Source organism: Psychrobacter sp. H29 (genome assembly GCF_059073055.1).
In genome coordinates, this window is record NZ_JCACRY010000001.1 from 911,570 (window position 1) to 926,674 (window position 15,105).

Consider the following 15,105-nt stretch of genomic DNA (forward strand, 5'->3'; position numbering starts at 1 on the left):
CCCACTAGTCAGGCATGCCAAACAGCGCATCCAACCCCTTAATAAAATCAATTGGAATATCCCAAATAACGAGCCCATAGCGACCGTTGTAGGGTGATTCGCTCGTTTCATTAGCCGCTTGCGATACGGTAGCAGCTGCTTGACCGTTGGGGTTATATACCCCTCGTAGGAAGATATACTCTACCGCTCCCAAATACTTGTCCTCATTACCCGCATAATCAGCGATTCTCATTGAAAGGAATCGATGTAATGCTACTTGGTAAATCGCTGCTTGTAGCCAGTAGCCTGCTTTAGACATGGCTTTTTTGAGTGTACTTTCATTATAATCGCTTAGGCTATTTCCTAAATAATTACTCTTATAATCGACTACGTAATACTTGCCAGCATGTTCATAAACCAAGTCAATCTCACCGCGCAAGTAACGATACAAGTGCGTTCTATTTTGCGGCACGAGATTGACATGTTTGTCTGTGTCATCCGGTAGATACTGTTGAAACAGTTTACTGATATCCTCTGCTTTAAAGCGCTCTGACAGTCCCATATTGAATTCTAACTCGGCAAAACGCTGTCCTGCATCCAGAGCACATAAGGGTTGATTGGACGCCAATAAGGGGGTATTTAGTACCTCTTCAATCCAAGCAATCAACGCCTCGTGCTTCGTTGTATCTATTGCGTCAGCGTTAAGTGAGACAGCACTCTCTTCTCGGTTGCCTTGTGCTCTACGGCTTTGATATTCAGCACTACTATACACCAGCGGTAGCTGATAACTACTGATAGCTCTATCGATCACGCCAGACCACTGCAATTTGTTATTAAAGTCAATTTTTTCGAATATCTCATGCAAAAACGTACCTGCATTAGCGCCTTTTATGAAGGTAAAGCGAATATCGTCTTCAGACTTAAGACTCATCTCATCAATTTTGTCGAGAGACGCATTACTATTAAGGCTACTATTAGGATAAGACTCAGCCAATCCAGCAGTGTCTGCCATATCAATATCTATCGCATCATCAATACGCTCATCTACGACAGCCATTGCTTGTGTTGATTCGTCTAGCTGACGAGCTAACGCCGTAAAGCTGGTCTTAGCCCAACCATAAAAATAGCTCGTTTTCATGACATCAGTAAAAGCAGCATACTCAATAGTTTCTGTCGTGGGTGCGATGGTAAGCTTGGTATCTGTCGACGTTACTGTTTTAGCATAATGACTATTATAAAACTCATTGATATTATGCCCTCTAAGCATGCCTATCGTGCCTTTTAGCCTGTCAGGTAATTCAAATTTTGCGTCTGCAGAGTCAAACCAATAAAATACTGGCCTTAATTCAGGATTTGTATTCTTCTTGGGATCTCGCAACACCACATAAAGTTGCTCACTAGCCCGCGTAAATGCCACATATCCAAGCCGGCGCAGCTCATCAAAACCTTCATTTGTCTCGATATCAGTGAAGTAAGCATCTTTAGTGGCAGATCCTTGTAACGCAGAAAAACGGCGCTGATTACCTATTGACTGACCTTCTGTGGATTGCTGTACTAACGCTGAAGGCGATTGCTGGGCATTATATAGATATAGACCATGCTTCTCATTATTGCCTGACTTCCTACTGGCGTCTCCCATACCCAGTACATAGACAATGGGGAACTCAAGCCCTTTTGACTTATGAATAGTCATGAGCTGCACGCCAGACTCTGTCGGTAGCGGATACTGCTTCGCCCAATCACTATTGGGTGCGGTCTCTATGTGTTGCCTAAACCAAGCCAGCAGCTCATGCTCACCCATGCCTAAGCCATACTGTGCCAATACATCCATCACATGGCGTAAATCCATGATATGTCGATCACCTTCTGGATGAGCGGCTAGAGCTTGCCAAACGCCTTGTGACTGTATGGGGCTTCTATCCAATAAATAGTGCAGCGCTGACAAGATACCAAAGTGCTGCCAACGCTGTGCCCCTTCCTTTAGATACGTAATAAAATCCTGATAGCTCTTTTTATATTCTATATTTTGAACATCGCTACTATTTGGATTAATACTATTAAGTCTGTCATCACTCTCAACCACACCTGATTCATGATCCGTCATCATAGCTTGGACATCTTTGATGCTCAGTCCGTACAGATGGCTGGTCAACACTCGATTAATCATGTCATGACGATACGGGTATAGCATGGCACTAAGTAGCGCTGCGATATCTTCTGCCATGATCGTTTCAAAGATGCTGACGTCGCTGGTGGTCAAGGTGGGTACGCCCAGTTTGACTAGCTCATCTTCAACCTGTTTTAGATCTTTTTTGGTACGGGCTAGCACCCCAATATCACTGGGCTGAATCGGCTGATCGTTTAATGTCTGACCACTACTGAGCAAGCTAGCAATATGACGTGCGGTGATTTCATACTCATCATAGTCAAGCTCGCTATCCTTTCCATTAGGCAAGTGTAGTACACTCACTGGCTGAGTAGAGAGTACCTCTGTCATCAAACCACTATCTTTTGCGTCTGAATTCTTAAACCAAGACAATTCACTCTGCTTTTTTGCGGCTTTGCTGTGCTGATAATAAATACCACTACCTAGCTGCGCCAGCTTGTTCTCAGCAGTTGTTGCTGTAGGTATACCAAACCAGCAGTTGAGGGCATTAATCAAACTGAGAGTGGAGCGCCGGTTAGTGTTGAGCGTCCAAATGGTACTTTTGTCAAACTGCGCTTTCATATAATTATAGTTGGTCACGTCACCGCCACGAAACCCGTAGATCGCCTGCTTTGGGTCACCAACCAGCAGTAAAAACTCATGGTTGGATTTTTTGGCGGTAGATTGCTTGTCATTATCCGACTGTTTGCGTTTACTCTTTGGAAAATAGATACTTTCGATCATAATGGCCTGCTCGCCATTAATATCTTGCGACTCATCAATTAATGCAATGGGGTAATGGTGACGTATATAACGCGCCAGCTTATCGCCTTGCCGACCCGTTAGTGCTTGGTTTAAGCGCACCATTTGCAGACTAAAGGTCGTCTCCCCTCGCTCCTCTAAAATCACTGGCAGTCTATTGCGTACCGCAAGCACGATATGACGATTAAGGTTGGCTAAAACCAATAAAACATGCTGATTTAACCCTTCAACCATATCTAAGAGCGCCATCAACTTACTAATGGTCTCTAACTCAAAAAGGGACTGATGCTCTTTCTCCCTATTCTTATTAAAGTTTTTAATTTTACCGTCTTCATTTGGATATCTGGCATCCTGCAAAGACGTTAATATCTTGTTTTCACGCTCATTCAAGTAACTGCTAAATGTCAGCTGATATTGCCCTACCTTTTGATGAACATCGACAAGAGCATCAAAATGATTGGTTAAATTAGAGTTTCCACGAAATCCTTGAGATTTTCTGTAATCAAGGCTTAGGTAAGGTTGGATATCTGCTAAATCTAACTGGGCAAACTCATAAATAAATTTCTCATACGTATTGAAATCAAAACCTTGCTCTAGCGTTATCTCATCAATCGGCGCAGAAATAAAATTAAGCGAGCGAGAAACGAATTTTTTATGATCACCTACTGCTGTCAGCTTACCTTGCTGATCCATAAGCGCATACAGTTTGGGCTGCTCATGATACAAACGGCTTTGAAACTGACGCAGCTCATCGTGAATAATACTATCGGTAACCTGCTCGATACTGCTGTCTTCAATAATCGCCATACCTTGCTGATGACCAGTTTCGCTACTGTACTCGATCAGCCACTTTTGAGCCAAGCTATCGAGCGTTCCGACAAATAGCTTATCTAACGTCGTTAACACTAGTGCGGTGCGCCGGATCGCCTCTGCCATAGGATAGCTATACACGTGATCAAGCAAATAACCGACCAAGTGCAGATTCACGGGATCTTGCATGATGCCATCTAGGCGTACATGTTCGGCTTGCTCTATTAACCACTCTTCACGCTGTTTTTTGACTTGTGCGCGCTTTTCTCTAGCCATCTGCTTATCATGGCTAGCATCCTGATTAAACTCATCAGCATCTATTTCGGTATTTGATTCGACGCTTGAATCATTGCTTTCCGACTTACCCTTGTTATTATTGTTATCGTTACTGTCAGGCAGTACCTGCAATAGGTTGGGATATAAGTTATCTTTATTATTGGTATCTGCACTCAGGTTGTTGACCCACTGTAATAGCTGATAGAACTCTACCAGACGGTCGTGGATGCGCTGACGCATTTCGGCGGCGGCAGCTCGAGTAAAGGTTGTGGCGATGATTTGCTCTGGCGCACGCCGTGCCTCAATCAATAGTCGCAGCACAATACCAGTCAGCGTCCACGTTTTGCCTGTACCTGCTGAGGCTTCGATAAGATGCCGACCCGTTAATGCAACCGCAACCGCTGGCGCTATTTCTTCTTTTTCTTCAGCTATAGCCCCTAAGTCACCCAAAACATCTGAATGATCATCAAATAGATTTGGTTGTACAGAAGGTTCAGTAATATCGGCTGTATCAGTAAAATCTGTCATATAAGCGCATACTTTTAATTATTATTAATGAGATCAAAAGAATAAAAATAGACACTAAGCACTAGTTATCCAATTTTTTTAGTGCCGTAAACATCGGCGCATACAATGGCTGCGCCAAAGTGGTTAGTGATGCTGATAACGCTCTAAATGCATCTTGGTCACGTAATACGTATTGCCAAATGGCATGCTGAGAGCAAGTGTCATATACCTTGTCTGAGTTATAATTAGGTCTTAGCCAGTCTGAGAAGTCACCTCGTTTTGGCCAATATCTGGTGGCATTCTCGCCCTCACTTTCTTCTACTTTTGAGCACTTATCCAAATAACTTAATGCATATTCAGGCAGTAATGTCATGGGGACTTGGCCCGACAACTTACCAAAGACTGCCCATTTTATCAGTTCGATCAGCGCATCTTCATAGACGATGGGGCTTAGCTGAAATGCGATGACATTCTTGTAGGCACTTACCTGTGCGGTGGGTTTATTAAAGCGCCAAATACTCACGCCATCATCCAACGCCACTTGCTCAGCCGTGGTGCGTCTGGCTACTTGCCAGTATAGATGGGACAGCCAAAACTTGAGTAGGTGTTTTGGACTGGCAGAATTGGGCAATATATTTAACCACTGCTTGGGTGACTGCTCAGCATAGGCAGTCGCTGTCTCAACAGCAGCGCGGCTAGCATGATTATTTATAGGGACTGATGGTGCTAGTGGTTGTGGTTGTGGTTGTGACTGTGATATCGGCACCATCCCTTTTATCTTAACCATTTCGGGTAATAGCTTGCACAGTATTTCGTTATCAGTACCATTCAAGATTATTGGCAGCGCCACCTGAATAGGATGCTCGGCGGTGGGCGTTAGTAGTCGTAGACCTGTAATATCGTCTTCTACGCCTTCACTTAGCACGCTACTGTCCCCAAATCCATTGGCAATTAATTGCTCTTCAAACTCTACGCACTGCTGCTGCAGCTTTTGTTGTTGGTTAGGCAAGGTTGTTTGGCGCGCTACCCCTGCTGGGATAATTTTTTGATACATCAAGGTTGAGATATCTTGCGGAGCAGTATTGTCAATACTCTTATCAGCAGCCAATTTATTGATTAAATACTCTTTAATCTGATAAGTCGTTAAGCTGTCCAAAAATAGCGGTTCCTGATGTGCTAACGCACCTTCACCTTGTACCACATGTACCTTTTGGGTACGCAAAAAAGCTTTGGCGGGATGGCGTACTTGATATATCAACATACCTTCAACATCGATCTCACCGATGTTGAATACGCTATCAGATACTGCTTGGATAAGCGCTGCTCTATTCATACTGTTAGTATCGCTATTGCCTAAAAGTGTCTCTAGACCCAGCATATCAGCCAATGTAGACATGGTTTGGTCATCTACCTGTCCAAGCTGACCCATACTACGACCAAGCAGCTTAGCTATTGACTCATACTGCGCTTTTGTAGGCAAACCAACCAGTTGTGGGTATTTGCTGGCTTCTCTTCTTTGTAGTGTCTCAAAAACAGCGTGCCACAGCGGCGCAGGTGGGAATTGTTTTTTCTGAGCAAGTTTGGTGCTTCGCATAGCTTTACTTAATAAATTGTCTAGCTCATCGGCCGCAGCGGTAGGACTGCTATTCTGAACATTGTCAGTAGCATTGTTTGAATTAAGATTAACACTGTAAGTGTCAGTCTGTGGCTCAGAGGCATGTTCAATATCTGTCTCAAATAGGCTCTTATGAAAAGGCAGGGCTGGGTGCTCAGTGACCAGCCATTGCTTGATGAGTCTTGGTAAATAACGCTTAAGGCTTTCTGTCGTTGGATCAATACTTTCAGGCAACGTATCAAGAGAGTTGACCTGCCACTGTACCTCACCTTGCAAGAATTGTAGCAATTCACTTACTGGGTTGGCAGGTAGGTGTTCATGGGTATCGGTCAAGCTTTGGCCATTGTAGAACATCCAGCATGCACTGCGAGCGCACAGTAGCGCATCCAAAAATGCCCCATTGTCGTCATCTTCGCTGACTCTGTCACCGCGACGTGAATTGGTCGCTTTCATCAAATCATACCGGTTGTCACGATCACGTCCAGGAAACTCAGAGAGATCCATATTGAGCATCACCACCAGTTCAAAAGGCACGTTTCTGAGCGCTCCAAACCGCCCAAAAGTAATCACTCCAGTAGGCTCCGCACTAACCTGCTGACTCTCAAGCTCCGCTTCGATACTGTCTAGCATAAAGCTCAGCTTTAGTGGCAGCTGTTCAACGCCTGCCAGCTTTTGCTCCACTTCTCTGTTGTCAATATCACCGCTAGAGTACTGTCTATAGTGACGATTGGCCCGTAAGCTTGATTTAAAACCATTCATCGCATTATAGATGGCACGCATCGTACGCGTCTGATCGACATCGCCAAAGTAGCGGTGGATCACTTGGGTCTCAATCTGATCTAACCAATCTTCTGCTTTCATTTTTTGTGTATGATCATCACGCCTTGCCACCAAACCTGTATATATACGGCAAAGCGCTTCTACAATCATGGCATCATTTAGGCTGACCTGCGCCAGTGGCAAGCTCATCTCGGGCACAGCAGTACCTGGCCATTCTCCCTCCTTTAAAGCGTATAAGCAGTCGCTGAGATTTGCTTCTGGCATCACAAGACCCAAGGTCAACCTATCTAATGCTTGCGCAAAACTAAAGCGATAATCATAGTCGTTAATATCTAGAGTTTGTTTCAGATGACGCTCATCAAAACCACGAACAAAGCCAGCTTCTAGCAGCAAATCGCAGCCACGGCTCATTTGCTCACGGGTCAATCCAAAACTCTCAAACAAGGGCGGTAGCATCAGCCAGTCTAAAACCTCGGCCGCCTCAAAACGGGCACTATGACTGCCGAGCAGCTTATAAAACCCAATGATCGCTTCCCACAACTGACGGATATCAGCATCGACAACGCCCGTCACTTTAGCAGGCAAGGTCAAGCCATCTTGACCCTTACCACTAACAAAAATAGAGCCAATCAGCGCATGATGACGTTCAACATCTGGCAATAACACCACGATATCTGATATATGGCGTTTTTTCTCACCAGTTTTAATAGGTTCATTGAGCCAACGGCCAATCATAATACGTAGTACTTCAAGCTGACGCTGCAAATTATGACAGGAGTGAATGCTTAGGCTATTGTCTTGAGCAGAGATTGCCCACAAACGATCCTTTTCAAAACGCTTGTTTTCTAGTACGTCATCGTCATACCATGGCGACTCTGGCTCAGCGCCCAACACTATTTGCTCATTTACGGCTTGAGAAACTGTTGTTGCCGCAGCTTGTTGGGTCGATTGCTCATCAAGCATCAATACGTCATTTTGCAAACGTCGCAATAAACTTGGGCTGTTTTGTATGGCTTGAGAGCGACCAGAATCAGCCATGCTGTGCTCACTTTCATCACTGATACGGCTCAGATCATCATCAAAACTATCGTGCCACTCTACCAAATCATCTTGATATTGCTCGTTACCTGATAAATTGGCAAGCATGGCAAAAGTATCACGAGACTGCTTGCCCAAACGTGACAGTAAGCTATGTCCATAATCACGTAAAAATACGCTTTCAGGGTTAATGATTTGCTGGCGCTGTAGCCAAGACTTATCGACAATATCTGCCCAGAATAGCTTAGAAGGATTATAATGTAATAGCGTGATTTTCATATATTTGGACAACTGCTGCAAAAAATCGAGCTCGGTTTGCGGCAGTTGCTGAATAGTAAAAATACGCAATACTTTGGGCAACTGAGCACGCTCATTCGCGTTATTATTTTCCAGAGCTGACCAAAAAGTGTTTTCAATGCTTACACGGTGTTGATGCACGTCGGCAAACAGATGCGACCATAAGAATCGCTGCGCTGCCTCAAGCTCTACATAATGCGCCACCAACCACTCCGGCGTGCCGCGTGCGTACTGATCAAAGCGTAGTGATAACGCATCTTTATCTGCTATCAATGCGTCTACATTGAGCGGCGTATTATGTGACCATAGCGCAAGCCAATCCTCACGGTGTGTTAAGTAACGATTAAACACTCTTGCCAAATCACTTGCCAGCTGCCAAATACGGGCGTCTTGTTGTGCCTTATCTTTTTGCGCATTGTCTTGTTGTACGCCCTCTTGCGTCGTTGCTACTTGCGGGTCATCAATCAAGGATGCCAATAGCGGATGTACTGGGTGGGTGTCATCCTTAACAATCAACTCTTGATAGTAAGTGAGATAACCAAACAGGCGCCACTGCATCACCGTTGGTGACAACACAGCAACTTCAGGCACATTCAATGTAGCCGCTTCAGGATCTGCTTCTAACAAATAGGCATTGTGCCGGGTGAGCACATCTTGCATGAGTGTCCATTGATACTGACCCCAAAACTTAGTACGCACCAATGTACTAATCCCCGCGCGGCTGGCAATTGTTTTATCCAACCAATCACCCAATACCATCGAGGGCACAATAACAATAAAGGGCTCAAAAACATGCTGGCTTTTTGACTGGTATTGTTCAAGTAGTTGATCGACAAGGTTTTCGGTACGGTGCGACTGAATGATGGTAAACATAGACAATAATCTGATTAAAGTAGGCGTAGAATATAAATGTCAAGAAAGGCTGTTTATTGTGACTGACAGGCTAAAACATACTAGTAAAAGCCTCGTATTAGCAATCAATCATGTATGGACAGCGCTGAAGACAACACTCATCAATGCATGTTTGGTAGTCGTTACTGTACGGCATTTCTGCTAGTATATGGGTCGTTATGCTAGTTATCATGAGCAAAAGTTATTATATATATGACCCAAGCGCATTGGTAATGATAGTAATAGATATTGAGAGGATAAAAAATCACTCTATTTATCAGTGTGCCATTGATGGTTATCGTTTGCTAGTATAAATACCAGTATTATAATATCTTGCGACATCTATTGTCGCATTGAGCATGAGCATAGTTACAAGTGTTTTGATTATGAAAAGATGAAGGGCGTGGCTTTTTTCAAATCAGCTGTTACACCCTATACTAAAACGATACTTTTTACAGGGTAATTGAATATTATGCCATTACGTCCTATTGATGCTATTTTTGTCCATCCTAAGCAGCGGTCGTACGTTGTTTATTATCGTGGTGAGCTTTGGTGCCTACCACGTATGAAAATCGATGACAGATCATGGCAAAACAGGCGTCCGTATGTTGATGATAGTCGCTCACTATACCTTAGTATTCATCAAGCTATTAGCGACCCTGTACTGGCACAAAAACTACGCACATTAGACTTACCTGCCGCAGTGCGTGGTAGCACATTATTGCGTTTTGAGTTGTGGTGGGAGACACATGGCTTTAAATGGTTAAAAGATAAGCTTACAACAGGTCAGTCACCATTAGCAGCCCATCAAGGCATGAGCTCTGAAGAAGTGACTGATAGCGAGACTATTTCATCATTTTCCATGGAAAAAGATGTGTTTGCAGATATGTTGGCCGAGTTAACTGATGAGGTTATGGATCACAAGCTTTGAATACAACGCTAATATATAGTGCCTGATACAAATTTTAAGATGACCCCATTAATAGATAGAGAGCAGTAATATATGAAAGACTACAAACTGCTACTGGTTGGACTAATTTCACTGCTAGTAGCAATTTTTATCGCTCTCTTTACTTGGTTGTGGACCAGTAATCACAAAAACACAGATCCACTGCCTATCATGACCAGTGAGAAGCAACCTGCACCTGCCACAAATGAAGAAAGCACAGATATCTCCCCTGAGAGTACGCTTTCTATTCGTGCAGAACAAAGCCTACAAGTACCGATAGATGACATTATTGTAAGCTTTGAGTCTCGCTATCCACATATACAAGTTTTGGCGAATTATATTCCTGCTAATACGTTACTAACGATATCGAACGACGAACGCTCTGATCTTATCTCTGATACAGATATTATTATTGCCAATAACGAGCTGTCCAAAGAGCGTCTCTCGCCCCTACAAGACAAGCTAAAGGCCACTCAACATAGTAGTAATCAAAATCAAACAGGTGCTAATTCGGTCAATAGCAATACGGATAACGATAAGGCTGATAAGGCTGACATTACTGCCAATAGCACCAACAAAGAAGCACGCACGCTAACCTCTTTCAATTATGCTCTAAAAGATGATCAAGCACTTGAAGGTGTGGTTTTGACCGATAATCCTGTTGCCGTTAGTTTCCGTAACTTTTTACTCTCAAGTGCTGGTCAAACTATATTAGAAAAATACGAGTACTATAATATCAATGGCTATGAGAACAGTGTAAATGACTTATTTGAACCCTCTTCGCAGGCGAGCAAGGCATCCGGTAATAACCCAGTAAATGTCGCTGATGCGCTTGGTAATAGCGAATCGCAATAAATTATTTGTATTTACCTTTTTGCTGATTGCTTTTGTTACTGCTTTTTTCTACAATGTCACTCCATAATGCGCCTATAGCTCAACAGGATAGAGCAGTTGCCTCCTAAGCGATCGATCCGAGTTCGAGTCTTGGTGGGCGCACCAATCATTGTATTTAGACATAACCTTGCATTACTTAAAACCTCCCTAAACCCTATCATACCTAAGCATCAGTCTTTATTAAACACTTGTCATTACCTACTAGCACCTCTACAATGTTGTACATACTGATGTACATAAATGAAATTACCGCTATTTTGTTGTACACAAATCGCACTATTGTTGTACATGGTAATTATTAATCATGGCTAATCGAGGTGTGGCAATGGCTGAGCGCGAAAACTACCTATTAAACGTCAATGGTGTGAAGGCTATTGCTAAGCTTGCACCACCAGCCAAACGCAAAAGATACAGTGATGGTGATAGCCTTCATCTAGTACACGATCCGAAGGGTTCGCTGTACTGGGTAATGACTTATCGTTATCAATCAGATAAAGATATTAAGCCCAAACAAAAAACCTTTCATATTGGAACATATAGATCATCTAAGAAAAATGTTGATACCGTGTTCAAACCTGATGTTAGCCTTAAACAAGCCCGTTCTTTGCGTGATAAAGCTAAGGCATTACTTGCTGATGGTATTGACCCTGCCATTGATAAGAACAAGCACAAGAATAATGTTGAGCAAAAAGACTTATTCAATGTGATAGCGCAAAGCTATATCAATGATAAGTCGGACACCACACCCAAAAACGTGCAAAAACTTCAAACCTATCTAGATAAGCATGTGGCGCCGCATATCGGTGACTACCCTATTCAAGCTATCACGGCTCAAGATGTGATCAAGACAGGATTAGCCGTACAAACTTACTTTGAGCAGCAAGGTAAATTGACAACTGACACCGCCCATAAGAGTGTGGCGTTTATAACGTCAGTGTTTGAGTATGCTATCAATACACTAGGCTATGACATTATCAATGTGGCTTACGGACGTAGTAAGGCGCTTAGACCGCACAAAGCCGAACGCATGAAAGCAGTAGAGCAACACCAATTCCCTGACCTACTCCGCAATATCGACAACTACGGTAAAGATAACCCCAACGGACATCTTCAGACAGTGGCAGCCATGCAGCTAATGACGCTGTGTTTTGTTAGAACTAAAGAGCTCAGGTTCTTTGAATGGTCAGAGATTGATTATCATAAAAACGTATGGCGCATACCAGCGCATAAGATGAAAATGCGTCAAGACCACATCATTCCACTGTCACCGCAAGCAATGACTATTATTGAGCGTATGCGTCCCCTAACGGAGCAGACGGGTTACGTGTTCTATAACTTTGAACGCAGTCAACCCTATAGTGAGGTATGGTTCAATCAAGCACTCAAACGCATGGGTTACACAGGCGACCCCTACCCTAAGATGACAGGTCATGGCTTTAGGCAGCTTGCCAGCACAGGATTGTACGAGTTGCAGTTTAGTCAGAACCTTATAGAAATACAATTAGCCCATCTTGAACAGTCAAGCGTCAAAAAGCGTTACGACTTATCAGCGCATTTAGCCGAGCGACAAATGATGATGAATAAATGGGCGAATCATCTTGATGATTTACGCGCTGGCAAAGCGGTCAGCTTTGATTTATTGACGCCTGATCAACTCAATAAAGAAATGGATAGCCGTAACGAGCAAGCTACTGATATAGCGCTACATGACAAGGACATACTGATAAAGAGCTTACAAGCACAAGGCGTATCGCCAGAAGTATTAGCCAAACTTGCCGAGCAGCTTTAACAACATCGTTTTACTAACTATCGTCAGCGTTACGCTGGCAACCTGATATTGATAGCATCAATCGCTGTCATAATCGATTGCAAGGCTAGGACTAATTACCCGAACGACAGCAACCGCACCCTTAGCTGTCAGTGCCTTGCTCCTATCTTGATTCAAGGGTGTGAGGGTGCGGATGATGGGGTTAATGGATAAGCCTAAAATGGTCTTTGATAATGAATATGTATCTATTGATAATTTTCTTTTCTATATTGCATTTACTCAAGAAGAAACAGTAGAAGACGTTACTTCATGGTTACTTTACAATTATTTTTCTGAAGATATTAAATCTTACGAAGTGGACCGTCATTATAGAGTGTGGCAGGGTAAGCGAAAATATGGGGCTGATAAAAACATAGAAAGGTTCTTTAATCAGATTACTGTTGATGGTTATCATTCTTATTTTGCATATATGAAATTTATGGAAGAAAAAGGTGATGATAGTAGCCCTTGGAAAGATGGCTTTGTAAATGAACAACACTATAAACTAGTTTCCCCCAACTTCTATCTCAATATTGAAGAACTTTACAAGCTAGATTATATAAAAAAGTTTGATATAGATTTTAGAAAAGCTAAAGATTATGTTTACCGTATTTATCTATGTGACAACATTGAAGCTAAGCCAAAAAGTAAAAATTCCCTTTACCATATTGGTACTATCTGGTGTGATAATACACTGAAAGAAGTCAAAAATAACAGAAAAAAACTTACACTAGAGCAAGAGGAATACTATAGACAACAGTCGGATGCTATTAGAGAAAATATAAGTAAAGTAATTGAATGGGCAGCATCTGGCGAGTTAACGCCGGAAGAGAGTAAAGAACCAACTAAAGAAATAACAGAAGATATTAAAGAGATTATTACAGATAAAGAGAAATATGAACGTTTGACGCCTATTCAAAAATATACATTCTATATGAAAAATATCGTATTGCCTTTATCTCGAAAAATATGGACTTTCGATAAAGAAACTAATCTGCTCATGCGAAAACAAGTAGCTAGATTAGTAGTAGAGCTTTTACCTAATTTTGACTTAACAGAAAATCAAGTTGATGACTGGTTGAAAGAGTCTAACTTAGTACCAACAGCAATCACTGACAGATGCGCACAACACGATTACGGAAACACCAAACCTGAAAAAGAAAAGCGTAAAGTGATTTTGCAGAAAATACGAGATAAAGTATCACCTGAGATACAATCACTTATCGAAAATACTCCCAAATTCTAGAATTACCCCCCTACTACTAGTACTCCCATCTACAAAGCATCTTTATCACCCCGTAACATTCATTCCATAGCGAAGCCAATTACTGGCCATAACCAACCCCGCTATGGAGTGACCTATCATGACACTTATCGACCAGTACCTAAGAATGGCAGACCTTGCCAATCAACCAGCGCGAACCGCTAAGACCTACATTGCAAAGTCAGGTCAACAGCGCACCATCACCGCAAAAGCCGCCACACGCGGTATCACCGGCTTTAGTGCTAAGCATATTTACCACCTTATCAATGAAGGCAAATTTCCAAAACCTTTAAAGATTGGAAGGGCGAGTCTATGGCGCTTGTCTGATATTAATCGCTGGCTAGAGAGTCATACCGAGACTTTAGACAGTCATGCCACTACTGATACGACAGAGAGGGCTTAATATGATGACTTCAACCACTGCCCCCATCACCAACGAGCCAGCTCCCAAGACCCAAATAGAGATAATCAGAGCGCACCTAATGACAGGCGCACCTATCACTATATGGGACTCTATCCGCCTTTATAGAATTACAAGTCTAGCCCCTCGCATATATGACTTGCGAGCGGAAGGACTGCTTATTCAAAGTGAAATGGTCAAGCATAATGATAAATGGTTCGCGGTCTATTGGCTCGATGAACAGACCTTACTTGAAAGCGAACTATCTAGCAGTAAGGTGACCCCATGAGCCAATCAAATGACATTCTACCGCCGCGCTTAGTCGCAGTTGATAGCCATACGCTTAGTCTAGTAGATGATTATATTCAGAGCTATTCAATGGAGTGTGAGAACTTAGGTCATGCACTCAACACTTTAAACCAAGCACTAGCAGACGATCACACTAGCAAGGGCGTTTTAGCAGCTGTACAGTCCGCTTTATTTAAAATAAGCCTACATGCTGAGGAAACAAGCGAAGGCATTATGGAGCAGCTTATTTTGATGCCTGAATTGGAGATGAATCCTTATGAGAAACGATAAGACCAAAACCAACTCAAAGCCCCATCACGGGGCACACAGTTGCAAGCGGACTGGCAAAAGCGGCTTATTGCTTAGCTCTATCATCTTCATGGCATGGGTAGCAACTATTAG

General features: G+C 42.9%; 9 protein-coding genes and 1 tRNA gene. 8 read left to right on the forward strand and 2 right to left on the reverse strand.

Annotated elements, in window-relative coordinates; all coding sequences use genetic code 11:
• Nucleotides 1–4: 4 nt before the first annotated feature.
• Nucleotides 5–4,501, reverse strand: coding sequence for a UvrD-helicase domain-containing protein (locus tag AC5JP1_RS03680; RefSeq protein ID WP_493843169.1), 4,497 nt, complete (start codon nt 4,499–4,501; stop codon nt 5–7).
• A gap of 61 nt (nt 4,502–4,562) precedes the next feature.
• A complete protein-coding gene (locus tag AC5JP1_RS03685) occupies nt 4,563–9,083 on the reverse strand; it encodes an exodeoxyribonuclease V subunit gamma (protein WP_493843170.1) in 4,521 nt (1,506 codons plus the stop codon).
• A 490-nt stretch (nt 9,084–9,573) separates the two neighbouring features.
• On the opposite strand from AC5JP1_RS03685, the gene AC5JP1_RS03690 reads away from it, so the two are divergent.
• From AC5JP1_RS03690 to AC5JP1_RS03725, 8 genes are all read left to right on the forward strand, one after another.
• Entirely contained in the window at nt 9,574–10,032 is a 459-nt protein-coding gene (locus AC5JP1_RS03690) for a hypothetical protein (RefSeq protein ID WP_493843171.1), read from the forward strand.
• 72 nt (nt 10,033–10,104) lie between these two features.
• Nucleotides 10,105–10,905, forward strand: a complete 801-nt coding sequence (locus AC5JP1_RS03695; protein WP_493843172.1) for a hypothetical protein — start codon at nt 10,105–10,107, stop codon at nt 10,903–10,905.
• Between the two features lie 68 nt (nt 10,906–10,973).
• A tRNA-Arg gene (locus AC5JP1_RS03700) sits at nt 10,974–11,049 on the forward strand.
• 199 nt (nt 11,050–11,248) lie between these two features.
• Nucleotides 11,249–12,733, forward strand: a complete 1,485-nt coding sequence (locus AC5JP1_RS03705) for a tyrosine-type recombinase/integrase (protein WP_493843173.1) — start codon at nt 11,249–11,251, stop codon at nt 12,731–12,733.
• Nucleotides 12,734–12,917: 184 nt separating this feature from the next.
• Nucleotides 12,918–13,997: a hypothetical protein gene (locus AC5JP1_RS03710; RefSeq protein WP_493843174.1), complete on the forward strand. Its 1,080-nt coding sequence runs from the start codon at nt 12,918–12,920 to the stop codon at nt 13,995–13,997.
• Between the two features lie 118 nt (nt 13,998–14,115).
• The gene (locus tag AC5JP1_RS03715; protein WP_493843175.1) at nt 14,116–14,418 is read left to right on the forward strand and encodes a helix-turn-helix transcriptional regulator; all 303 of its coding nucleotides are present in this window, start codon (nt 14,116–14,118) and stop codon (nt 14,416–14,418) included.
• A gap of 1 nt (nt 14,419) precedes the next feature.
• Nucleotides 14,420–14,704 (forward strand): helix-turn-helix domain-containing protein, encoded by a 285-nt coding sequence (locus AC5JP1_RS03720; RefSeq protein WP_493843176.1) that lies wholly within the window; start codon nt 14,420–14,422, stop codon nt 14,702–14,704.
• Nucleotides 14,701–14,994 (forward strand): hypothetical protein, encoded by a 294-nt coding sequence (locus AC5JP1_RS03725; RefSeq protein ID WP_493843177.1) that lies wholly within the window; start codon nt 14,701–14,703, stop codon nt 14,992–14,994. The genes AC5JP1_RS03720 and AC5JP1_RS03725 overlap by 4 nt, the downstream gene beginning before the upstream one ends.
• Nucleotides 14,995–15,105: the final 111 nt, after the last annotated feature.